This is a genomic window from Streptococcus equinus (assembly GCF_049393805.1).
GTDB classification, from domain to species: Bacteria; Bacillota; Bacilli; order Lactobacillales; family Streptococcaceae; genus Streptococcus; species Streptococcus equinus.
Genome location: NZ_CP185763.1, coordinates 59,145 through 81,774, shown reverse-complemented (window position 1 = coordinate 81,774; position 22,630 = coordinate 59,145). Strand labels below are relative to the sequence as shown.

Sequence of the window (22,630 nt, the reverse complement as noted above, 5' to 3'; positions counted from 1 at the left end):
GAAAGAGAGAAAGTCATGATTGGATATATTGCAGCTTGTTTGACAACTTTTGGTTTTTTACCACAAATGATTAAAGTTTTAAAGACAAAAGATGTTGAATCAATTTCACTTGGCATGTATACCATGTCAGTATCTGGTATGGCATTATGGTTGGCTCATGGCATTTCTGTCTCAGATCCAGCTCTAATCGTAGCAAATTCCATTTCTGTTGCTTTAGCAGGAATTATCCTAATTTGTAAAATCATTTATAAATAATCTTAAAAGTCTTTAAAATGTTGATAAATCGATGTTTTGAAGGCTTTTTTTGCAAGAGAAATGTTGTAAAATCTTCTTATTTAATCACAGAATTTAGCTTTGCAGAAAATAATTGACAGGGCTTTCAAAAAAGATTATAGTAATCGTATAATTCGAGTGTTCCTGTTAGGAACCAGGAGGTGTTTAAGGTATTATGGTGACGATTTTAGCAATTATTTTTGGACTCTTGCTCGTTTTTGCAATTGTTCGGGTTGCCCAGATTAAGCTTGGACTAACTAAAGGTCCAATTTACCATTATTCGATTGCTATGCAACATGGCTTGAAGTTACCAGATTTGAGAAAAAATCATAATCTCAGAGGAAAAATTAAGATTATTTCAATGACAGATGTTACTTGTATGGTACAATCAAAGATTAATGATACTGAGCTGAAAACAACCTTGATGAAAGACTATGGTTTAGATTCAACTCAGGTACTTGTCGAAGAAGTTCAAAAATAAAAAAGTTAATATTTATGACATTTTGTTTTAAAAAATAATTGTTTTTTTGTATAAATGTCTTATAATGTCAATGAAGTTTTAAGAAACACTTCAGAATAAAAGGCATAAGGAGATTAACGATGTTAGAAACAGTAGGAATTATTGTAATGCTTGCTTTTATTGCAGCTGCTATTTACGCAGTTCATGCAAAACTATTGGTGACAAAAACCTTTGGTTATAACTACGTAGTGGTGGTGAAAGATGGGGTAACATTGCCTGATTTAGCAAGTAATGCGCACCTTAAAGGAAAAATTAGAGTTGTTAGCTCATCAGATGATATTTGCAGTGTTCAATCACACCTCAACGATGTGGAATTGAAAAAGATTTTAATGGCAGACTATCACTTATCAGATGAACAGGTCTTTATTCGCCCAGCACAACTATCTGGTGCACTTGGTATGATGTAGGAGATGTAAAAATGCTTCACTTTAATTTATGGCTTGTACTTTTTTTGGTAGCAATTGCAGCTGCTTGGTTTGGAACAAGTAAATATCGAAAAACTTATGATAATCAAGGTGAACAAATGGGAGGTCCCTATATTATCAAGTTTTCAAATCTTGATAAGCAGCCAGATATTTTAACAAATCAAAAAATTGCTGAAACAATTCAACTGCTTCACAAGGACTCTAAAGGCTATCGTGTATATTCTAAGGTGAATGATGAAAAACTTAAAAAGCTAATTATCAATGAGTTAGGTTTGCAAGAAAATCAAGTTTCTGTAATTTACACAAAACTATTTATTCCAGCTTTCTTTTAGAGAAGTCAGACTAGTTTTCTAGTCTGTCTCCTTTTTTTTCTAAAAAAAAACAAGTATTTTCCGTAGTGGAAATTTTTCAATGCGGAAAAAATCAAGATTTTACAGTAATTTCCGCAATAGTAGGAATTTTTTCCGTATTGCAAAGGAAAAAGAATACGTTTACATAGTGGATGCGTTTTCATATAATATCATTGTAAACAAAAAACAAAGGAGATTCACATTATGGCTAAACAAGCTTTAATTATCTGTGCAGGCGGTATGTCATCATCAATGATTGCTAAAAAAACGATGACATACCTTCAAGAAAAAGGTGAAGACATCGAAATGGATGCCGTTGGTGTTCCAGAAGGTCAAAAACGTATTGAAGCTGATAAATATGATTTGTATCTTGTCAGCCCACAAACAAAAATGAACTTCAAACAATTAGCAGATGCTGCTGCTAAGAAAAACAAACCAATCGTTCAAATTCCACCGCAAGCTTACATTCCAATTCCAATGGGAATTGAAAAAATGGCAGCTTTGGTGAAAGAAAACATCTAATGCCTAATGTGATATAATAGTTCTATTGTTGTTTGGAGGTGTCCTTTTCTGTGTTAAACAAAAAAGAAAAGCAAATTATTCAATATCTAACAAAAGATAAAGAACAATTTGTAACTAGTAAAGAACTAGCAGCGCACATGGGATGTTCGGATAGAACAATTAGAACTTACTATAAAACACTAGTTGAAAAATTAGATAATCATTCTGGACTTGATTTGATTTCTAAGCAAGGATACGGTTATAAGCTTGATATCTTAGACGATGATGCTTATGCTGATTTCTTGGAAGAAAATCACATCAATGATCACCATTTTAATTATCAAAGTGTAACGGATATCAATGATCGCTACAATTTTCTGTTAAATAAATTGTTGTTTGAACAAAACGAAATTTATTTTGATGATTTAGCAGATGAATTATTTGTAAGTCGATCAACTTTATCCAGTGACTTTAAAAAGATTAGAGAAAAGTTTAAACCGTATCATTTAAAAATTGAAAGCAAAGCCAATAAGGGTGTTTACGTGATGGGGCAAGAACGTGATAAACGTCGATTCATTATGGATTACTTTATCGATTCTGGTTTCATCAATACCATGCATTCATATGTCGATAATGAGTTGCTCAACCAAAAGATTTCTTTTGAAGAGTTAACGATTATCGTTCTTGATGAGTGCCGGGAGGGTGGTCTTAAATTATCAGATTTTGTGATTCAAAATTTGGTCATCCATATTGCTTTAGCTATTAGACGTATTACTGAAGGTTTTCGTATCAGTAAGGTGTCTGATGATGAAGTGGTGCTGAGAGGCTTGGCAGAACGACGTGTTGCTGAAAATATTTTAAAACGCGTTTCAGTTTCAACAGGAATTCATTTTCCGGTTGAAGAAGTTGATTACATTACGCTTCACTTGGTGTCAAAAGGTCATGGGAACTCTTGTCACATTTCTGAAGTTTTGCAAGAGCAAGTTCGTCAGGAATTGATTGACAGTATTGATCAGATAAATCCAACTGTGAAAAATGATTTTCAACTGATTGAAGGGCTTTTAGCTCATCTGTCTACTATGTACATTCGTTTGCAAGGAAAAGTTGTTATGGAAAATCCTTTAACAGCAGAAATCCAAGCCAACTATCGTGACATGTATCAGTTAGCAGAGCGCGTGGTGTCAAATATGCCAACTTTCAGTCCTTATACTTTATCACCAAATGAAATCGCATACATTGCTCTGCATTTTATGGCGGCAAAAGAGCGTTACAAAGAACAGCGTAAATACAATGTTCTCGTTATCTGTGCTACAGGTTACGGAAGCGCTCAAATGCTTAAGAGCAGAATTGAAAATGAGCTCGGGAACTTAGTTTCAATTACGGATGTTATCGGATACTACGAAATCAATGATGAAAAGTTAAAAGGGATCGATTTTATCGTATCTTCCATCGATTTATCAAATCTGATGTTTAACATTCCAGTATTTACGGTTTCAGTCTTTTTAAATGATGAGGAATTGAAAGATATTAAACAGGGAATCGCTCATTTGAATACTTCTATGGCAAATGTCGAAGATCATCAATCTGAACTTAGTGTAAAAGATGTTTTTGACGATTATTTTTCAGAAGATTATTTCTTCTTAATGTCTGATGCGACAAAAGAGGATGTTTTGAAAAAACTTGCTGAAAGTATTTCAGTTAATGAAAATGATCAATTTGAAAAACGTTTATTGGATATGATGAAACAGCGTGAGGCGATGAGCTCGATTGTATTTGGCGAAAATATCGCTGTACCACATCCATTAAAAGCCGTCGGAAGCAAACATCACTTTGCAGTAGCCATTGTCAAAAATGGTGTCAAATGGGATGAACAATATCCTTCAATTAAGATCATCTTTTTAATGTCAATGTCGATTCATGATAATGATGGCTTACCAGAGTTGACATCTGCCATTGTTGATTTGGTTGATAATCCAAAACTTCAAGAACAAATGTTAGCTTGCCAATCATTTGATGAATTTAAAAAAATATTTTTATCTATTTAAAAAGGAAGTAGGAGTTATATGAATTCAGAAGAATTGCAAGTTGCAGCATTTGAAATTATTCTAAATTCTGGGAATGCTCGTTCAATTGTGCACGAAGCATTCGATGCTATGCGTGATGGAGACTACGCGCTAGCAGAAGAAAAGTTGAAAGAATCAAATGATGAACTGCTAAAAGCGCACCAGTCACAAACCCATTTGTTACAAGAATATGCAGGTGGTAAAGAGATTAATGTTGAAATCATTATGGTTCATGCCCAAGACCATTTGATGACAACAATGACACTTCGTGAAGTGGCGCTTGAAATGTTAAATCTATACAAAAAACTTGGTTAGTTAGGCAAGAAAGGGGATAGCTATGGCTGCTTTAACAGAGAAAGAAAAAAGAGAATTAGATGCAACAAGACGTGAAAATGGGATTAAAAACATGTATTACACACGATATTTTCTCATTCGTTATGTGGTTGCTTTCTTCTTTTTCGTAAATCTGTACTGGATTTTGATGTTTCTATCAGCCAGCCGAATCAGTCTAGTTATCATTCCAGTTCTTATGGCGATTTTTGGTGCTATTTGTATGTGGGAACAATCGCAAATGTATTCAAGGGAGCAAAAACCTGCGGTTAAAACGCAATTTTATTTCCAAACGATTATTGCATTAAATGTCATTTTAATGATTGCTACTTTATTTAATCAATATCCATACTTTTATCCATTCTTGTCTGAAAATGGTACGACACAAATTTTCCTTCTTGTGGTGCTTTTACTCGGGATTATGATTGCATCATGGATGTTAGTAAAACTTGGACGTATCAATCGAAATGCAGACAAACAATATTACCGCATTCAACAATATTTGGCATCAATTAATTAGTTTATAAAAAATTCAACAGTTTTTAGGAGGAGAAGAAAATGTTTGAATTCTTAGAAAAGTACTTGATGGGGCCAATGGCTAAAGTATCTGCTTGGCGTCCTGTCCGTGCAATTGTTGCCGCTGGTATGGCCAGTATTCCATTTACTATCGTGGGGTCAATGTTCCTTGTCTTGAGCATTATTCCACAAGCCTTTCCAATTCCTGCCTTAGCCACTATTTGGGCAAACTCAGTTGATAAGATTGCACCACTTTACTTGCAAGCTTACAACTGTACAATGGGTATCTTGTCTCTATACTTTGCCATTGTTATTGGTTATGAATACACAAAGATCTTCGCTGATGAAGAAGAACTTGAAGTAGATCCAGTTTACGGTGCTTTGCTTTCAGTATTTGCATACTTCTTGACAATTCCACAACTATTTGTCAAAAATGGTGCATTTGAATACTTGAACGTTAAAGGTGCTACAATCAATGGTTGGACTGTTGGTGGTAACAGCCTAGACCGTTTGTCAACTTCAGGTATGTTTACAGCTATTTTGATGGCAATTCTTGCTGTACAACTTTACAAAACTTGTATTAAACGCAATTGGGTTGTAAAAATGCCAGAAGCTGTTCCTTCAGGTGTAGCTCGTTCATTCTCAGCTTTGATTCCAGCAGCAGTTGTTGCATTTGTTGTTCTTATCATCAACGGTATCTTCATTTCACTTGGTACTGATATATACAACGTTGTTGCTATTCCATTTGGATTTGTTAAACACATCGCAAACTCTTGGCTTGGTATTGTTGTTATTTACCTTCTTGTTCACGCTTTGTGGATTGTTGGTATTCACGGTGCTAACATTGTCATGGGGCTTGTTAACCCAATCCTTTTGTCAAACATGGCAGAAAACGTTGATGGAGCTCACATCGCATTTGCCGGTGAATTCTCAAACTCATACGTTATCATGGGTGGTTCTGGTGCAATGCTTCTTGCCTGTGTATGGCTTGCAGTAGCAGCTAAATCATCTCAACTTAAAATGCTTGGTCGTGCAGCTATGGGTCCTGCAATCTTCAATATCAATGAACCACTTATCTTTGGTCTTCCAGTTGTATACAACCCAATTCTTGCCCTTCCATTCATCTTGGCACCAATCGTGAGTGCTTCAATCGCATATTGGTCAATCAAACTTGGTTTTGCCGCTGTATCTATCATTCAAACTCCATGGCCAACACCAATCGGTCTTGGTGCTTACATCGGATCAGGTGGTAACATCGGTGCCGTTATTACAGCTCTTGTTTGTGCTGTAGCAGCATTCTTTGTTTGGTTCCCATTCCTTAAAATGTATGATTTGAAACTTCTCAAAGAAGAAGGCGTAGAAGCTTAATAAAAATTAAGAGCGGGTTTTCCCGTTCTTTTTTTGTTTTGAAATGAAAGAAAATAAGATACTTTTCATATCATAGTATTATTTTTTCTGAAGATATTCAAAGAAATTTTCAGGAATCTATCGTATAATGAAAGTAAAGGAGACTCATATGACAGTAAAAGTAATTGCAACAGATATGGATGGAACGTTTTTAACAGATTCAAAAACATACGATAAAGATCTCTTTGAACGTCTTTTTGATCATTTTCTTGAAGAAGGTATTAAATTTGTGGTAGCAAGTGGTAATCAATATCGTCAGATTATCAAGCAATTTCCAAAACACAAACATTTGATGTCTTTTGTTGCCGAAAATGGTGGTCACATTGTTGAAAATGGAAAGACGTTACAGGAAGAATTTGAAACGACAGAAGCTGTATCAGCTTTGGTAAACTATATTGAGAAAAAGTATCCTGATACTATTATTAATTTAGCTGGTAAAGCTTCATCGTATCTTCCAAAATCAACACCGATTAAGGCAAAGAATATGTTGCAATACTATTTACCTGTATTAAAATACGTTGATAATCTTCATCCAATTCCTGATGACGATTTTTTCAAAGTGACCTTGCTTGTTCGTGATGAATTAACATTTCAAGTTCGCAATGAAATCAATACACTTTTTGAAAAGTATGAGCTAACAGCAACGTCTAGTGGATTTGGCTGTATCGATGTAATTCCGTCACATGTTCATAAAGGAACTGGGCTTGATTTTTTACTCAATCATTGGGGATATGGTCCAGAAAACCTTATGGTATTTGGTGACGGTGGTAATGATATTGAAATGATGAAATTAGCTAAGTACTCTTTTGCTATGTCTAATGCACCGCAGGCTATTAAAGATATTGCTAGTTATCAAGCACCATCAAATCAGGAAAATGGGGTACTGAGAGTCTTGTCAGATTATTTCTTGAAGGGGGCAGATTGTGATTAAATTAATTGTTAGTGATATGGATGGAACGTTTTTAAATCCAAAAGGGGCATATGACAAAGAACGTTTCCAAAAATTACTTGATAAAATGACTGAAAAAGGCATCTCTTTTGTAGTAGCAAGCGGTAATCGCATGGACCGTTTGAATGCTATTTTTTCAGGAATTTCTGGTAACATCGATTTTGTTGCTGAAAATGGAGCGCTTGTTATTGATCATGGTGAAGTGATTGCGCGTGAGTCTATGTCAGAAGAACAGGTAAATGCTGTTCTTGATTTTTTTGATGACAAATTTCAAGATTATCGTATCGTACTTTCAGGGATTGATTCGGCTTACGTTATGACTGGGACTGATTTTGATATGGAAGCCTTTGATTTCGAATTAGAAGATGTACAACAATTTTTCAAAAATATGGTTCAAGTTGATGATTTTCATAAACGCCCTGCTGACCCGATTGTTAAAATCACGATGACCGTTAGTGAAAAGTCCGCTAAAAAGGTTACAAAGCGATTTAATCGAGCTTTTAAAGGTGAACTGCGTGCGGTCGCAAGTGGCTATGGTGCTGTTGATATTATCAAAACTGGGATTCATAAAGCTTGGGGAGTGCAAACGTTGATGTCTAAACATGGCATTAAACCAGAAGAAGTTGCTGCTTTTGGTGACGGCGGTAATGACCGTGAAATGCTTGAGTTAGCTGGGCAGTCTTATGCTGTTGCTAATGCTTCAGATGAGATTAAAAAGGTTGCTCGTTACATTATCCAATCAAATGCAAGAGATGGCGTGCTCAATGCGATTGAAAACATTTTAGAAAGAGGAATCTAAATGACTAATTTTCAAGTTTTGTATCAAAAAAGTGATGTCAAAGAATTTCGAGCGTATGTGCTAAAGGATCAGCAGGAGCAGTTGTGGGAAAAATACGCTGCGCTTAATAAGCTTGCCTCACAACCAAACATTGTTTTTGCTGGTGATTCGATTACCGAATTTTTCCCAGTCCATGAAATGCTTCAATCTGAATTGAAACTTTACAACCGTGGTATTCACGGCATCAATAGTCTGCAATTGCTAGATCATATTGACAGTCAAATTTTAGACTTGAAACCAAATAAAGTCTTTTTGTTGATTGGTGTCAATGATTTGAAAAATCGACAACCAGAGGAAGTCTGTGAAACTGTCTGTGAAATTATTGATAAGATTCAGCAAAAATTACCTGAAACACAGATTTTTCTGCTGTCAGTTTTTCCGATGAATGAGTCACCTGAATTTATTCGCACACCAAGTCTTCGAAGTAATAAAAGTATTTCAATACTAAATAAATTTCTCTCTCACTTGGCAAGTGATAAAGTGAAATGGCTGGATGTTCATGACTTGCTTTGTGATGAATCTGGACAATTATGTCGTGACTTAACAGTTGATGGTCTTCATTTGACGATAGATGGTTATACTATCATTTCTAAAATTATTCAGCAGCATTTATAGTTGGATAGTATCAGTTCCTAAGATAATAATGCAAGATTGCGCTTCCAAATGACGGTATAATATTATTGTAAAACATTGAAAGAAGGAATGAATAGATGACAAAAGCATTTCCAAAAAATTTCCTTTGGGGTGGTGCGATCGCAGCAAACCAAGCCGAAGGAGCCTATAATGAAGATGGTCGTGGACTCGTTGCTACAGATGTAACTACAGGTGGTAGCGTTAACTCACCACGTTACATGACATACATTGATAAAGATGGTAATCCTGGTAAAGTACCAGCCATGGGACACAATGGTAAAATTCCTGAAGGTGCAAAACACGCTGTTTTAGATACTGAACATTATCCAAATCACATGGCAGTTGATTTCTATCATCGCTATAAAGAAGACATTAAAATGTTTGCTGAAATGGGATATTCAGTATTCCGTTTGTCAATTTCTTGGGCACGTATTTTCCTAAATGGTGATGATAAAGAACCAAATCAAGCTGGACTTGATTTCTATCGCTCAGTTTTTGAAGAATGTCGTAAATACAATATTGAACCACTTGTTTCAATTTGGCACTTTGATACACCACTTGCTCTTGAAGAAAACTATGGCGGCTGGAAGAATCGTAAACTCATCGATTTTTATGTTCGCTACTGTGAAGTGATTTTCAACGAATACAAAGACTTGGTCAAATATTGGTTGACGTTCAACGAAATCAACAATACAACTATGTTCCTTGACATGTTTGGTGCAAAAGCAACCGATGCTGATTATCAAGAAGGTTACCAAATTCTTCACCACCAATTTGTCGCGTCAGCTAAAGCAGTCCAAATCGGACATGCTATCAATCCAGACTTTATGATTGGTAACATGATTTGTGGTATTACATTCTACCCAGGAACTTGTGACCCTGCAGATATCTTGGCTAATGAACACAAATGGCAATCAGGTATTTACTACTGTGGTGATGTTCAAGCCAAAGGTAAATATGGCACTTATGCAAAACGTCTCTGGAAAGAACACAATGTTGAGTTAGATATCACTGAAGAAGACCTTGAAGATTTGAAACGTGGTACAGTTGATATGTACACATTCTCTTACTACATGTCTAACAACGTTACTACTCATACTGGGGTTGAAGAAGTGGCAGGGAACTTCTCGACTGGTGCCAAAAACCCTTACTTGACATACTCTGATTGGGGATGGGCACATGACCCAGTAGGACTTCAATACTATCTAGAAAAAATCTACGACCGTTACGAAATTCCGTTGATGGTTGTTGAAAATGGTCTTGGTGCTTTTGATACTGTTGAAGAAGATGGTTCAATCCATGATGATTATCGTATCGATTATCACCGTGCTCATATCAATGCTATGGCAGATGCTATTGCAAACGGGGTAGATCTTATCGGTTACACAACTTGGGGATGTATCGATATCGTTTCAGCAGGTACAGGTGAAATGCGTAAACGTTACGGCTTCATTTATGTTGATATGGATGACGCAGGTAATGGTACTCTTAACCGCACGCCGAAAGATAGCTTCTATTGGTATAAAGATGTAATTGCAACAAATGGACAAAAAGCTATTGAAGAAGCTGAACAAAAATAATAGAAAATTAATGTGAATCCTTTGCCCTTTCACCTATGGTGGAAGGGATTTTTGTTTGTAAATTCAGCTTTCTAGTAACTTTCATACGATAATTATGATAGAATAAAGCTGTGTTATGAAAACGTTTGAACAGGAGAAACTTATGAAAATTAAAGGTCATGGAACAATTAAGAAATCAAAAGCTTATGGGGTAATAGGCACGCTTTTACTATCGGCTGCTTTGATTGTGTCTTTTGGAAATGAAAGTGTCAGTGCTGATGAAGTGACTAATACTTCATCTAATGTTATTGAAAATGTGTCAAATGTAGAAAATCAGATTGATAGTCCATTAACTGAAACAGCTGACAGTTTCACAGCAACAACTAATGATGGGGAAGTCTCTAAAACAAATGAAACTGTTGATGACAATCAAAGTAATTCTACGTCTCAATCGTCAACGATTGCTACAACTGAAACATCTGATAGTAGTCAAATACTAAAAAGTGATGATGTCATTTCTGATACTTCAAATGAAGGTAATTCTAATGGAGTGTCAAGTGAGCAAGAAAAACAAATTGAAAGTACAGAAATTGACAATTCAGAATCGATTACTGAAACTCCGCTTGAATTAGCAAAACAAGATCAAGTAACTTCTGACAATCAAATTATTCTGAAGGCGGATAAAAAAGGAGCAACCGGAAGTGCTACAACAGAAACAACAAGTGCAACTCTAACCGCTAAAGGCTTTGACCTTCAATACAATGAAGCCATCACACCAGGTGCTAAAATCATGTTTGCCGTTTGGTCAGAGGTCAATGGTCAAGATGATTTGATTTGGTATACGGCTGATAGTAACGGCCATGCCATTGCTAAGTATACTGGCACATATGGTTTATACAACATTCATACTTACCAAAATCTTAATGGTCAGATGAAAGGTTTAAACGGGCGTACAATCGACGTCCCAAAACCAAGTGCCAAAGTTAGTATCGTAAAAGAAAGTGGAACAACCTATAAAGTTATAGTGTCTGATGTTCCTGCTTATATTACAAGTGTTCAACTCCCAACCTGGACGGCTAAAAATGATCAAGATGATATTATCTGGTATACAGCAGAACGTCAATCTGATGGAATATTCACAAAAACCTTTAGTGTCGCTGAACATAATTTTGAAAGTGGTAAATACAATGTTCACTATTACGGAATTAGCAGTGTCACCAATACTTTAACGGGTTTAGGTGGTACAAGTTTTAATTGTGATTATCAGTTTGGAGACATTGCCATCACAGCCCAAATGGGTGCAACTGGTATTGAAATCGCGATGCCACAAGATATAGCAAAAGTAGCTAATGTGTCTCATGCGGTTTGGTCAGAAGTCAACGGTCAAGATGATTTGAAATGGTACAGCGATAGCACAGGTCATGTTGTGGCTCCGTATACAGGAGACTACGGTACATATTTTGTGGACACATATGCGAATGTCAAAGGCCAAATGATTTGCATTGGCTCTACCACTATTGATATTCCAAAACCAAGTGCCAAAGTTAGTATCGTAAAAGAAAGTGGAACAACTTATAAAGTTATTGTGTCAGATGTTCCTGCTTATATTACAAGTGTTCAACTACCAATCTGGACGGCTAAAAATGATCAAGATGATACTATCTGGTATACAGCAGAGCGTCAATCTGATGGCACATTCACCAAAATCTTTAGTGTCGCTGAACATAATTTTGAAAGTGGCAAGTATAATGTTCACTATTACGGAATTAGTAGTGTCACCAATACTTTAACGGGTCTAGGTGGTACAAGTTTTAATTGTGATTATCAGTTTGGAGACATTGCCATTGCAGCTCAAATGGGCGCAACTGGTATTGAAATTACGATGCCACAAGAAGTAGCAAAATTAGCTAATGTGTCTCATGCGGTTTGGTCAAAAGTCAACGGTCAGGATGATTTGAAATGGTACAGCGATAGCACAGGTCATGTTGTGGCTTCATATACAGGAGACTACGGTACATATTTTGTGGACACATATGCGAATGTCAAAGGCCAAATGATTTGTATTGGCTCTACCACTATTGATATTCCAAAACCAAGTGCCAAAGTTAGTATCGTAAAAGAAAGTGGAACAACTTATAAAGTTATTGTGTCAGACGTTCCTGCTTATATTACAAGTGTTCAACTACCAACTTGGACAGAAAAGGGTGGTCAGGATGATACTATCTGGTATGCAGCAGAACGTCAATCTGATGGCACATTCACTAAAACATTTAGTGTCGCTGAACATAATTTTGAAAGTGGCAAGTATAATGTTCACTATTACGGAATTAGCAGTGTCACCAATACTTTAACAGGTCTAGGTGGTACAAGTTTTACTAGTGATTATCATCTTGGAGACATTGCCATTACAGCCCAATTGGGTGCAACTGGTATTGAAATCACGATGCCTCAAGATATTGCAAAAGTAGGAAATGTGTCTCATGCGGTTTGGTCAAAAGTCAACGGTCAAGATGATATCAAGTGGTACAGCGATACCACAGGACATGTAGTGGCTCCGTATACAGGAGACTACGGTACATATCACGTACACACTTATGCAAATGTCAATGGTAAAATGATTTGTATTGGTGCAACTAGTCTTGATATTTCAAAACCAGAAGTTGCTGTTCAGATTGATAAGGTGACAGATTATTCAGCAAAAGTAACTATTTCAAATGTTCCTGTTTATATTCATGATATTCAACTACCAACTTGGACAGAAAAAGGTGGTCAGGATGATATCAAGTGGTATCATACTACTAAACAAGCTGATGGTTCTTATGTGTATACGTTCTATGCCAAAAATCATAAATTTGAATCAGGCCACTATAATGTTCATGTCTATGGTACGAGTGAAGTGACACATTCTTTTGTTTGTTTATCGGGTTCTGATGGAATTGATTTAATTTTTGATGAATCTCTTACAAATCCAACGGTAACTGTTCAAAATCATGATTCTGAAAGAGGCACATTACAAGTTGTGATTGCAGAAACTGAGAATTCAAAAGATATTCAAAGTGTTACAGTTGCTGCTTGGTCAGACCCAAATCAAAAAAATCTTCATTGGTATAATTCTGCAAAAGTTGTAGACGGCAAAGTTATTATTACTGTCGATGAAAAATATCATCACAACATTCCCGCTAATTATACTGTTTATGTTTATGTCAAGACAAAAGATGGTGAAACAATTGGTTATAATCTCGGGCAATACGCTTTAGATAATAAGCAAGTAACTGCTAGTGTTTCAACTAATTACAAAGGAACAGGTGTCTACGGCATAAGCATTTCAGGAGTATATTCAAGTGGAGTCGTTAAATATGCTGTGTGGTCTGATGTTAACGGTCAAGATGACATTAGATGGTATGATGCTATTACATCGGGAAATTCAGCAAACGGTTTAATCAATGTTGCAAATCATTCTGGAACTGGCACTTATCATTTACATGTTTACCAGTCTGATAATGGACAAATGTATTTCTTAACATCAACTGATTTCACAGTAAAACGTACGAATTATAGCGCGCCATACTACAATCAACGTGATGGACGTTGGGCAAATACACATTTTGGGTATTATACAATGGCTGCAACAGCTTGTGCTCCGACAAGTGTTGCAATGGTTGTTTCAGCACTAACAGGTCATGAGGTGCTCCCTACAACAGTATGCAGTTACCTTTATAACAACACTATTGAATATAATCGTGGTGGTGCAGGAACCACTGGAAGAGGTGTGATAATGGGAGCTCAAAATTGGGGCTTGCAAACTTCGGTTGTTCATTCAGAAGGAGCGTTATCAAACGTCTTGAAAGAGGGGCACTATGTTTTAGCTGCTGTTCAAATGGATAAATTCTCACCTTGGGGGTGGGGAACTAGTCATGAGATTGTTCTTAAAGGCTACTCAAACGGTAATACATATGTTTACGACCCATACAACGCTTCAAATAATGGTTGGTATCCAATTGCACTTCTTTGGAGAGAACAAAGTACACAAGCAGGTGATATCAACAGTTTAGGTAATCCATTTGTTAAAGTAGTAGATGTATGATTACAAAATTGGAAGTTTAAGCAACTTCCAGTTTTTATTTTGCGAAAGATTTTTGAAACTGCTATCATAGTATTAGAATACTTTGAAATGGTGAAAAATATGATAAAAATGATTGCAGTGGACATGGATGGTACTTTTCTGGACGGAAAAGGTGAGTATGATTTTGAAAGATTTGAAAAAATTCTTAACGAGCTAGATAAACGCGGGATAATTTTTGTTGTAGCTACTGGAAATCAAATTTCTCGAATGAGACTCGCTTTTGGCAAACAAGCAGAGCGACTTGCATACGTTGTTGGAAATGGCAGTCATTTGGTTGTAAAAAATGAAACGAAGTACTTGAAAAATTTTACATCAAAGCAGTTCGACCACCTTTTGGACTTTTATCAAAATCATTTTAATGATTATCATATGGTCATCTCGTCACCTGACCATTCTTACATGACAAAAGGCGCTTACAATTGTCAAAATCTTGGAAATCCTGAAAGACTTGCTTATTATAATGCGAGTTTTCCAAATGTAATTCTTCTTGATTCAATGTTTGAACTTCCGAATGAGCCAATTAATAAGCTAACCATGCAGTTGCCTGAAAAGTTGGAAGAAGACGTAACAAAAGAATTCAAAAAAGAATTTCCAGATTTAGTACCTATGGCTAGTGGTTTTGGCGCCATTGATGTTGTTTTACCTGGTGTCGATAAAGCACTTGGTATTAAAAAACTAATGAAATTGGAAAACATATCAAGCAACCAAGTCATGGCATTTGGTGATGGTGATAATGACTTAGCCATGCTTGAGTTAGCAGAATATTCTTATGCTATGGAAAACGCAACTGAACGTGTGAAAAGTACAGCACGCTTTATTGCTCCGGCAAATACTAAATCTGGTGTTTTTCAAGTTATTGAAAAATATTTAGCATCTCATTAAAACAAAAAACTCCTGAGAAATCTCAGGAGTTTGATTTATTTCATACGAGCAAAGTAATTTTTTGTTTCACGGATGATAACTGGTGAAAGTGCTAAAAGCGCAATCAAATTTGGCAAAGCCATTAGACCATTTACGATATCCGCAATAATCCAGATAAGCTCAAGTTTCAAGAAACCACCAAGAGCAACCATGATAACAAAGATTACTCGGTAAAGTTTAATGTGCTTTGTTCCAAAAAGAAACTCAAAGCAACGTTCACCGTAATATGACCAACCAAGAATAGTCGTAAAGGCAAATAGAACAAGACAGAATGTAAGAGCTAGTGCTCCTGGAGTTCCAAAAAGAGAAGAGAAGGCAGCTTGTGTTAACGGAGCACCTTCAAGACCTGCAACTGTCCATTTTTCAGTTACGATGATTGAAAGTCCAGTTAATGTACAGATGATGATTGTATCAATGAAAGTCCCTGTCATTGAGATAAGCCCTTGTTCTACAGGCTCTTCAGTTTTAGCGGCAGCAGCGGCAATCGGAGCAGAACCAAGTCCAGATTCATTTGAGAAAACACCACGCGCAATACCTTTTTGAATAGCATCTTTTACAACAGCACCAGCAAAACCACCGACAGCAGCAGTTCCTGTAAATGCACCAGAGAAAATTTGCCCAAAGGCTGGAATGATTTGGTTAGCATTACAGAAAATAACAGCAAGAGTAGCAAGAATGTAAATGATTGCCATGAAAGGAACCACTTTTTCAGCAACTTTAGAAATTGACTTGATACCACCAAAGATAATAATGGCCACCACAACTGCAACTACGATACTAACAATTTGCGGTGCTAGTCCGAAAGAATTTTCAAGAGATGAAGTGATTGAGTTAACTTGTGAAAAAGTACCAATACCAAAGTAAGCTACAAGAATTCCTGCAACGGCAAAGAAGATAGCAAGTGGTTTCCAACGTTTTCCCATACCATTTAAAATGTAGTACATTGGTCCACCAGAAACTTCTCCGTTATCATCACGAGTGCGGTATTTAATGGCAAGAAGCCCTTCAGAGTATTTGGTAGCCATTCCAAAGAATGCAGCAATCCACATCCAAAAGAGAGCTCCTGGTCCACCAGCCTTGATAGCTGTTGCGACACCAACAATATTACCAGTACCAACTGTCGCAGCCAAGGCTGTTGCAAGAGCAGCGAAACTTGAAATATCTCCTTGCCCTTTATCGTCAGCAAAAATTAATTTAAATGCTTTAGGGAGTTTAAGAATCTGAAGTAAACCAAGACGAATAGTCAAGTAAATCCCTGTTCCCACCAATAAAATCAATAGTGGGGCACCCCAGACAATATCATCAAGTATTGTAAAAAAGTTAAGCATATATGAATAGTCTCCTACTAATATAGCGCCTATGATGCCATTAAGAAAAGAAAAAGGAGTTATCATTAAGATAACTCCTGAAAAGTGATAAGAAGACTGACAAAGATAATATACCTTACCTGTTAATCGATTCTTATCTTCTGTCCTTTTGCCTGAGAGTTTGAGCTAAACAAAACGTTTAGCCTTGCCCCTTCGGCGCCTATCCAGTACTCAAAGTTAGTATTATAATACTTAGTCCTTAAAAACATACTAACTAAAGAATACCAGTGCCATTGAAAATGGCTAGGTCTCTCCAGAAGTCCGTCCATCACCCAGTCCCTGTCTATGACACCTGAGAGCGTAACTCCTTCGGCGAAAGGCAAGCTTTCTTCTCCTGAATGACATCATTCGGTTCGCTATTTGATTTGTCTACTATGATAAAGTAAAAGCCGAACTTTGTCAAGCCTATTTTTTGAATTGTTTGGGAAAAATATAAAAAATTAAAAAATCAGAGAATTATTTTTGATAAAACATTAATGATGTAATCACTTTCTTTTTCAGAAATGTTGGCATAATTGACAATAAAACTTTTCTCAAATAGCCTATTTTTCCCGTGATAGTAATGTGAAATTGGAGTCATTAACAAATGATTTTCTAATGCTAGTTGACAAATTTTTTCTTCTGATAAATCACTGGTGATAGTCATGATAAAATGCAGACCAGATTCGTCCTCATGTATTGTAATGTGATTTTTGAGTGGACTTGAAAGTAATTTTTGAATCAAGCTATCACGTTTTCTTTGGTAAAACAGACGCATACGATTTAAATGTTTTTCAAAATAGCCGTCCTTTATAAAATAAGCAAGAGTGTATTGCTGCAAATTCGATACAGTATTGCTGTAAAAATTTAGCTTATCTTCAAATTGCTCAAGTAACTGTGGTGGAAGAATCATATAACTAATTCGCAGCGTAGAAGAAAGACTTTTACTAAAAGTATTAATATATATCACTTTTCCAAGTGTATCGATTTCTTGCAGACTGGGTATGGGAAGACCTTGAAAACGGAACTCACTGTCATAATCATCTTCAATAATATAACGATTTCCTTGATTAGCCCAGCTAAGAAGCTCGTAACGTTTACCAATCGAAAGAATACTCCCAGTTGGAAATTGATGAGAGGGTGATAAGTGAATAACCTCAGCTTTTGTTTGCTTTAGTTTTGAAATACTAATGCCGTCTTTTTCCATATCAATGTAGGTTTGATTAATATTAAATTGCTGGTAAATCTTTCGGATTTTAGGATAACTTGGATCTTCCAAGGCGATTATTTTATCAAGCCCAAGTAATTGAATGAGAATAGTATACAAATACTCTGTCCCAGCACCAATGATAATCTGTCTTGGATCGACAGCCATTCCTCGATAGTCGTTAAGATGCTTTGCAATTGCCTGTCGAAGTAAAAGAATACCTTTACTAGGAGATGGTTGGACAAGTTCGTTTTGACAATTATTTAGCACTTGTCTAACAATTTTTGACCAGGTTGCAAATGGGAAAGTTTCTGAATTAGTTTGATTATTGCTTAATCGTAAAAGAGACTTATTTTCATCTGGCCTGGTTTCTGGATGTGAAAGTAACCTTAGTGTTTTTTCAACAGGCGGATGGTGCAGGTTGATTTCAGAAACGAAAAACCCCTTTTTAGGTAGACTGTAAATATATCCTTCTGCTTTAAGTTGTTGATAGCTGTTTTCGATAGTAACCATTGATATTCCAAGATGTTTGGCTAAATTTCGCTTTGAGGGAAGTTTTTCGTTAGCTGATAAAGTACCTCTTGTAATATCCTGTTTTATTGCACGATAAAGTTGTTCGTATAGCGGAATATTTCCGTGATTATCTAGTGAATATGTAAGCATAAATTCTCCAATCTGACCCTATAAAAAAGATTTTATTTGGTGCTTGATACCATGTCAGTTTTTATTATAATGAAAAGCAATAAAAATGTAAATGAGGTGTTTTTTTATGGGAAATCAACGTTATCAGATCAATAAACAATTAGCGCAAATGTTAAAAGGTGGCGTTATTATGGATGTGACAACACCCGAGCAAGCAAGGATAGCTGAACAAGCGGGAGCTTGTGCCGTTATGGCGCTTGAAAGAATTCCAGCAGATATTCGTGCTGCAGGTGGAGTATCTCGCATGAGTGACCCTAAAATGATTAAAGAAATCCAAGAAGCTGTTTCTATTCCTGTTATGGCAAAAGTTCGAATTGGGCATTTTGTTGAGGCACAAATTTTAGAGGCGATTGAGATTGATTACATTGATGAAAGCGAAGTTTTATCACCTGCTGATGACCTTTATCATATCGATAAGACAACATTTAATGTTCCCTTTGTCTGTGGGGCAAAAAATTTAGGTGAGGCCCTTCGTCGTATTTCTGAAGGAGCTAGCATGATTCGGTCAAAAGGTGAACCTGGTACAGGAGATGTTGTCCAAGCTGTTCGTCATTTACGTGAATTAAACAAAGAAATTCATCGTCTACAATCTCTTCGTGAAGATGAATTGTATCAAGCTGCTAAAGAATTGCAAGTGCCTTATGATTTAGTAAAAGAGGTTCATGAGAACGGAAAATTACCTGTAGTTTTATTTGCTGCAGGAGGTGTAGCGACGCCTGCTGATGCTGCGCTTATGATGCAACTTGGGGCAGAAGGAGTTTTTGTTGGTTCAGGAATTTTTAAATCTGGAAATCCTCAAAAGCGCGCTCGTGCAATCGTTCAAGCGGTGACAAACTATCAAGATAAAAACTTACTTGCTAATTTATCAGAGAATCTCGGCGAAGCTATGGTTGGGATTAATGAAGAAGAAATTCAGTTGCTCATGGCTGAACGAGGCATTTAGGAGGTATAATGGTTTTAATTGGAGTACTAGCTTTGCAAGGTGATTTTGCAGAGCATAAAGCAAAATTAGCTTCATTAGGAGCTGAGACAGTTGATATTAGGCAATTTGATGATTTACACAAACCTTTGGATGGCATTGTGTTACCAGGTGGTGAATCAACAGTTCAAGGAAAACTATTGAATGATTTGTCTCTTTTAGAGCCTTTGCGTGAGAAGATTATACAAGGTTTACCTGTTCTTGCAACTTGCGCTGGACTGATTTTACTATCTGAGCAGGTTGAAAATCAATCTAAAACGTATTTAGCAACCTTGCCAGTAACGGTTAGAAGAAATGCTTATGGAAGACAGCTAGGGAGTTTTTTTACTCATCTAGATTTTAAAAATATTGGTCAAGTACCTGCAACTTTTATCCGTGCCCCATTCATTAGTGAGGTTAGAAATGGTGTTGAGATTTTATCTGAGCATCATGGTAAAATCGTTGCAGTACGCTATCAAAATCAAATTGCTTTAGCCTATCACCCAGAAGTTGATAACGATAATAGCATTCATTCATATTTCTTAAAGATTTGTCAAAACAAAGAATAAGCAGCAAAGACTATTTCTCCAAAAAATGGTACAATAGATAAGCATTATTTAAAAATGAAATTATTGATATAGAGAGGAATAAATCGCGGATATTTTAGCAGTTACATGTCCGTGAAAGTATACGATGAATCCTTTATTAAATGGTATGAATGACAAGCAGGCCGAAGCTGTAAAAACAACGGAAGGTCCGCTTTTGATTATGGCAGGAGCTGGTTCAGGTAAGACACGTGTGTTGACACATCGAATCGCCTATTTGATTGATGAAAAATTTGTCAATCCTTGGAATATCTTAGCGATTACTTTCACCAATAAAGCGGCGCGTGAAATGCGTGAACGTGCGATGGCTTTAAATCCAGCAACAGCAGATACTCTGATTGCAACTTTCCACAGTATGTGTGTTCGTATTTTGCGCCGTGATGCTGACCATATTGGCTATAATCGCAACTTTACGATTGTTGATCCTGGTGAACAACGTACGCTTATGAAACGAATCCTTAAAACGCTTAATCTTGATCCTAAAAAATGGAATGAACGTGCGATTTTGGGGACAATTTCAAATGCTAAGAATGACCTTCTTGATGAAGTTGCCTATGAAAATCAAGCAGGTGATATGTATACGCAAATTGTAGCCAAATGTTACAAAGCATATCAAGCAGAACTTCGTCAAAGTGAAGCTATGGATTTTGATGATCTCATCATGTTGACGCTTCGTTTGTTTGACCAAAATCCTGATGTCTTGGCATACTATCAACAACGCTACCAATACATTCACGTTGATGAGTATCAAGATACTAACCATGCACAATATCAGTTGGTCAAACTTTTAGCTTCTCGTTTTAAAAATATTTGTGTCGTCGGTGATGCAGACCAATCTATTTATGGTTGGCGTGGTGCTGACATGCAAAATATTCTTGATTTCGAAAAAGATTATCCAGAAGCTAAAGTGGTTATGCTTGAAGAAAACTATCGTTCAACTAAGAAGATTCTTCAGGCAGCAAACGCTGTTATCAATAACAACCGCAATCGTCGTCCTAAAAATCTTTGGACACAAAATGCTGATGGTGAGCAGATTGTTTACTACCGTGCGCGTGACGAACGTGAAGAAGCCGTTTTTGTAGCCTCAACTATTGATAACATTGTCCGTGAACAAGGTAAAAACTTTAAAGATTTTGCGGTTCTTTACCGTACGAATGCCCAATCACGTACCATTGAAGAAGCTTTGCTCAAATCAAATATTCCTTACACAATGGTTGGTGGTACGAAGTTCTACAGCCGTAAAGAAATCCGTGATGTCATTTCATACTTGAATGTCATTGCAAATACTGCTGATAACATTAGTTATGAACGCATCGTTAATGAACCAAAACGTGGTGTTGGTCCTGGTACACTTGAAAAAATTCGTACTTTTGCTAATCAACAAAATATGAGTTTACTTGATGCATCGGCTAATATCATGCTTTCTGATGTTAAAGGAAAAGCAGCGCAAGCTGTTTGGGAGTTGTCTAATTTGCTCATGAATCTTCGTGATGATTTAGACAAATACAGTGTGACTGAATTAGTTGAAGCAGTCCTTGACAAGACTGGCTATCTTGATGCCCTTCGTGTGCAAAATACTCTTGAAAGCCAAGCACGTATTGAAAATATCGAAGAATTCTTGACAGTTACGAAAAACTTTGATGAAAATCAAGATGATGCTCCAGAAGATGAATCTGGTATTGACAAACTAAGCCGTTTCTTGAATGACTTGGCTTTGATTGCTGATACTGATGATGGCGATGCTGAGACAGCAGAAGTGACTTTGATGACATTACACGCTGCAAAAGGTTTGGAATTTCCAATTGTCTTCTTGATTGGTATGGAAGAAGGGGTATTCCCACTTTCTCGAGCTGCTGAAGACCAAGACGAGTTGGAAGAAGAACGTCGTTTAGCTTATGTTGGTATCACTCGTGCAGAGCAGTTACTTTTTGTGACAAATGCTAATACACGTACTTTGTTTGGTAAAACAAGTTACAATCGTCCATCACGCTTCATTCGTGAAATCGATGATGAGCTATTGCAATACCAAGGTTTAGCTCGCCCAGCTAATTCCTCATTTGGAGTACGCTATAGCAATAGCAATGATAACTCAATGTCGTTTGGTAAAGGCATGAGTCTTCAACAAGCTCTTCAAGCACGTAAAGCAAAAGTTCAACCAACGACACGAGCAGCACAGCCATATTCAAAAGCTGTTAAAGGGGTTCCGTTTGGTCAATCAGCTAGCGCTTCAAAAGAAGCAGTCGACTGGCAAATTGGAGATATCGCTCATCACAGAAAATGGGGTGATGGAACTGTCCTTGCTGTCTCTGGAACAGGTAAAACACAAGAACTTAAAATTAATTTCCCAGAAGTCGGACTCAAAAAACTACTGGCTAGTGTCGCACCGATTGAGAAGAAATAGACT

20 protein-coding genes and 1 riboswitch are annotated in these 22,630 nt (G+C 36.6%); of the genes, 18 read left to right on the top strand and 2 right to left on the bottom strand.

Annotated features, from left to right (window positions below; all coding sequences use genetic code 11):
• Positions 1-15 precede the first annotated feature (15 nt).
• From ACN0NP_RS00380 to ACN0NP_RS00310, 15 genes are all read left to right on the top strand, one after another.
• A complete protein-coding gene (locus tag ACN0NP_RS00380; protein ID WP_004231953.1) occupies positions 16-255 on the top strand; it encodes a SemiSWEET transporter in 240 nt (79 codons plus the stop codon).
• Positions 256-448: 193 nt separating this feature from the next.
• Positions 449-754, top strand: a complete 306-nt coding sequence (locus ACN0NP_RS00375; RefSeq protein ID WP_423217314.1) for a hypothetical protein — start codon at positions 449-451, stop codon at positions 752-754.
• 119 nt (positions 755-873) lie between these two features.
• Positions 874-1,200, top strand: a complete 327-nt coding sequence (locus ACN0NP_RS00370; protein WP_423217313.1) for a hypothetical protein — start codon at positions 874-876, stop codon at positions 1,198-1,200.
• 11 nt (positions 1,201-1,211) lie between these two features.
• Positions 1,212-1,550 carry a hypothetical protein gene (locus ACN0NP_RS00365; RefSeq protein ID WP_074533738.1) on the top strand — a complete coding sequence of 113 codons (339 nt, stop codon included), beginning with the start codon at positions 1,212-1,214 and terminating at the stop codon, positions 1,548-1,550.
• 222 nt (positions 1,551-1,772) lie between these two features.
• A complete protein-coding gene (locus ACN0NP_RS00360; RefSeq protein WP_021142392.1) occupies positions 1,773-2,090 on the top strand; it encodes a PTS cellobiose transporter subunit IIB in 318 nt (105 codons plus the stop codon).
• Positions 2,091-2,140: 50 nt separating this feature from the next.
• The gene (locus ACN0NP_RS00355) at positions 2,141-4,114 is read left to right on the top strand and encodes a BglG family transcription antiterminator (RefSeq protein ID WP_074567204.1); all 1,974 of its coding nucleotides are present in this window, start codon (positions 2,141-2,143) and stop codon (positions 4,112-4,114) included.
• An 18-nt stretch (positions 4,115-4,132) separates the two neighbouring features.
• Positions 4,133-4,447, top strand: coding sequence for a PTS cellobiose transporter subunit IIA (locus ACN0NP_RS00350; protein ID WP_004231937.1), 315 nt, complete (start codon positions 4,133-4,135; stop codon positions 4,445-4,447).
• Positions 4,448-4,469: 22 nt separating this feature from the next.
• On the top strand, positions 4,470-4,982 hold the full coding sequence (locus ACN0NP_RS00345; protein ID WP_423217312.1) for a hypothetical protein: 513 nt from the start codon (positions 4,470-4,472) through the stop codon (positions 4,980-4,982).
• 38 nt (positions 4,983-5,020) lie between these two features.
• On the top strand, positions 5,021-6,346 hold the full coding sequence (gene celB, locus ACN0NP_RS00340; RefSeq protein ID WP_074567206.1) for a PTS cellobiose transporter subunit IIC: 1,326 nt from the start codon (positions 5,021-5,023) through the stop codon (positions 6,344-6,346).
• Between the two features lie 148 nt (positions 6,347-6,494).
• Positions 6,495-7,316: a Cof-type HAD-IIB family hydrolase gene (locus ACN0NP_RS00335; RefSeq protein ID WP_423217311.1), complete on the top strand. Its 822-nt coding sequence runs from the start codon at positions 6,495-6,497 to the stop codon at positions 7,314-7,316.
• Positions 7,309-8,133 (top strand): Cof-type HAD-IIB family hydrolase, encoded by an 825-nt coding sequence (locus ACN0NP_RS00330; protein WP_423217310.1) that lies wholly within the window; start codon positions 7,309-7,311, stop codon positions 8,131-8,133. Before ACN0NP_RS00335 ends, ACN0NP_RS00330 begins: the two co-directional genes overlap by 8 nt.
• Positions 8,134-8,787, top strand: coding sequence for an SGNH/GDSL hydrolase family protein (locus ACN0NP_RS00325; protein WP_423217309.1), 654 nt, complete (start codon positions 8,134-8,136; stop codon positions 8,785-8,787).
• A gap of 95 nt (positions 8,788-8,882) precedes the next feature.
• Positions 8,883-10,385, top strand: a complete 1,503-nt coding sequence (locus ACN0NP_RS00320) for a glycoside hydrolase family 1 protein (protein ID WP_423217308.1) — start codon at positions 8,883-8,885, stop codon at positions 10,383-10,385.
• 142 nt (positions 10,386-10,527) lie between these two features.
• Positions 10,528-14,448: a GBS Bsp-like repeat-containing protein gene (locus ACN0NP_RS00315; protein ID WP_423217307.1), complete on the top strand. Its 3,921-nt coding sequence runs from the start codon at positions 10,528-10,530 to the stop codon at positions 14,446-14,448.
• 99 nt (positions 14,449-14,547) lie between these two features.
• Positions 14,548-15,369 carry a Cof-type HAD-IIB family hydrolase gene (locus ACN0NP_RS00310; RefSeq protein WP_423217306.1) on the top strand — a complete coding sequence of 274 codons (822 nt, stop codon included), beginning with the start codon at positions 14,548-14,550 and terminating at the stop codon, positions 15,367-15,369.
• A 35-nt stretch (positions 15,370-15,404) separates the two neighbouring features.
• Here ACN0NP_RS00310 and ACN0NP_RS00305 read toward each other — a convergent pair whose 3' ends face one another.
• Both ACN0NP_RS00305 and ACN0NP_RS00300 read right to left on the bottom strand, forming a co-directional pair.
• A complete protein-coding gene (locus ACN0NP_RS00305; protein WP_423217305.1) occupies positions 15,405-16,736 on the bottom strand; it encodes an alanine/glycine:cation symporter family protein in 1,332 nt (443 codons plus the stop codon).
• A gap of 130 nt (positions 16,737-16,866) precedes the next feature.
• Positions 16,867-17,042, bottom strand: a riboswitch (glycine riboswitch).
• Positions 17,043-17,223: 181 nt separating this feature from the next.
• The gene (locus ACN0NP_RS00300) at positions 17,224-18,624 is read right to left on the bottom strand and encodes a PLP-dependent aminotransferase family protein (RefSeq protein ID WP_423217304.1); all 1,401 of its coding nucleotides are present in this window, start codon (positions 18,622-18,624) and stop codon (positions 17,224-17,226) included.
• Between the two features lie 106 nt (positions 18,625-18,730).
• Here ACN0NP_RS00300 and pdxS point away from each other — a divergent pair, with 106 nt between their 5' ends.
• The 3 genes from pdxS (at position 18,731) to pcrA (ending at position 22,627) form a co-directional block, all read left to right on the top strand.
• On the top strand, positions 18,731-19,606 hold the full coding sequence (gene pdxS / locus ACN0NP_RS00295; RefSeq protein ID WP_423217303.1) for a pyridoxal 5'-phosphate synthase lyase subunit PdxS: 876 nt from the start codon (positions 18,731-18,733) through the stop codon (positions 19,604-19,606).
• Positions 19,607-19,614: 8 nt separating this feature from the next.
• Positions 19,615-20,190 carry a pyridoxal 5'-phosphate synthase glutaminase subunit PdxT gene (gene pdxT / locus ACN0NP_RS00290; RefSeq protein WP_033152701.1) on the top strand — a complete coding sequence of 192 codons (576 nt, stop codon included), beginning with the start codon at positions 19,615-19,617 and terminating at the stop codon, positions 20,188-20,190.
• Positions 20,191-20,314: 124 nt separating this feature from the next.
• Entirely contained in the window at positions 20,315-22,627 is a 2,313-nt protein-coding gene (gene pcrA, locus ACN0NP_RS00285; protein ID WP_423217302.1) for a DNA helicase PcrA, read from the top strand.
• Positions 22,628-22,630 lie beyond the last annotated feature (3 nt).

What these genes read in the sequence shown, in the direction of transcription:
- ACN0NP_RS00380 (WP_004231953.1), top strand. Translation starts at nt 16, where the DNA reads ATGATTGGATATATTGCAGCTTGTTTGACAACTTTTGGTTTTTTACCA.
- ACN0NP_RS00375 (WP_423217314.1), top strand. Translation starts at nt 449, where the DNA reads ATGGTGACGATTTTAGCAATTATTTTTGGACTCTTGCTCGTTTTTGCA.
- ACN0NP_RS00370 (WP_423217313.1), top strand. Translation starts at nt 874, where the DNA reads ATGTTAGAAACAGTAGGAATTATTGTAATGCTTGCTTTTATTGCAGCT.
- ACN0NP_RS00365 (WP_074533738.1), top strand. Translation starts at nt 1,212, where the DNA reads ATGCTTCACTTTAATTTATGGCTTGTACTTTTTTTGGTAGCAATTGCA.
- ACN0NP_RS00360 (WP_021142392.1), top strand. Translation starts at nt 1,773, where the DNA reads ATGGCTAAACAAGCTTTAATTATCTGTGCAGGCGGTATGTCATCATCA.
- ACN0NP_RS00350 (WP_004231937.1), top strand. Translation starts at nt 4,133, where the DNA reads ATGAATTCAGAAGAATTGCAAGTTGCAGCATTTGAAATTATTCTAAAT.
- ACN0NP_RS00345 (WP_423217312.1), top strand. Translation starts at nt 4,470, where the DNA reads ATGGCTGCTTTAACAGAGAAAGAAAAAAGAGAATTAGATGCAACAAGA.
- celB (WP_074567206.1), top strand. Translation starts at nt 5,021, where the DNA reads ATGTTTGAATTCTTAGAAAAGTACTTGATGGGGCCAATGGCTAAAGTA.
- ACN0NP_RS00335 (WP_423217311.1), top strand. Translation starts at nt 6,495, where the DNA reads ATGACAGTAAAAGTAATTGCAACAGATATGGATGGAACGTTTTTAACA.
- ACN0NP_RS00325 (WP_423217309.1), top strand. Translation starts at nt 8,134, where the DNA reads ATGACTAATTTTCAAGTTTTGTATCAAAAAAGTGATGTCAAAGAATTT.
- ACN0NP_RS00320 (WP_423217308.1), top strand. Translation starts at nt 8,883, where the DNA reads ATGACAAAAGCATTTCCAAAAAATTTCCTTTGGGGTGGTGCGATCGCA.
- ACN0NP_RS00315 (WP_423217307.1), top strand. Translation starts at nt 10,528, where the DNA reads ATGAAAATTAAAGGTCATGGAACAATTAAGAAATCAAAAGCTTATGGG.
- ACN0NP_RS00310 (WP_423217306.1), top strand. Translation starts at nt 14,548, where the DNA reads ATGATAAAAATGATTGCAGTGGACATGGATGGTACTTTTCTGGACGGA.
- ACN0NP_RS00305 (WP_423217305.1), bottom strand. Translation starts at nt 16,736, where the DNA reads ATGCTTAACTTTTTTACAATACTTGATGATATTGTCTGGGGTGCCCCA.
- ACN0NP_RS00300 (WP_423217304.1), bottom strand. Translation starts at nt 18,624, where the DNA reads ATGCTTACATATTCACTAGATAATCACGGAAATATTCCGCTATACGAA.
- pdxS (WP_423217303.1), top strand. Translation starts at nt 18,731, where the DNA reads ATGGGAAATCAACGTTATCAGATCAATAAACAATTAGCGCAAATGTTA.
- pdxT (WP_033152701.1), top strand. Translation starts at nt 19,615, where the DNA reads ATGGTTTTAATTGGAGTACTAGCTTTGCAAGGTGATTTTGCAGAGCAT.
- pcrA (WP_423217302.1), top strand. Translation starts at nt 20,315, where the DNA reads ATGAATCCTTTATTAAATGGTATGAATGACAAGCAGGCCGAAGCTGTA.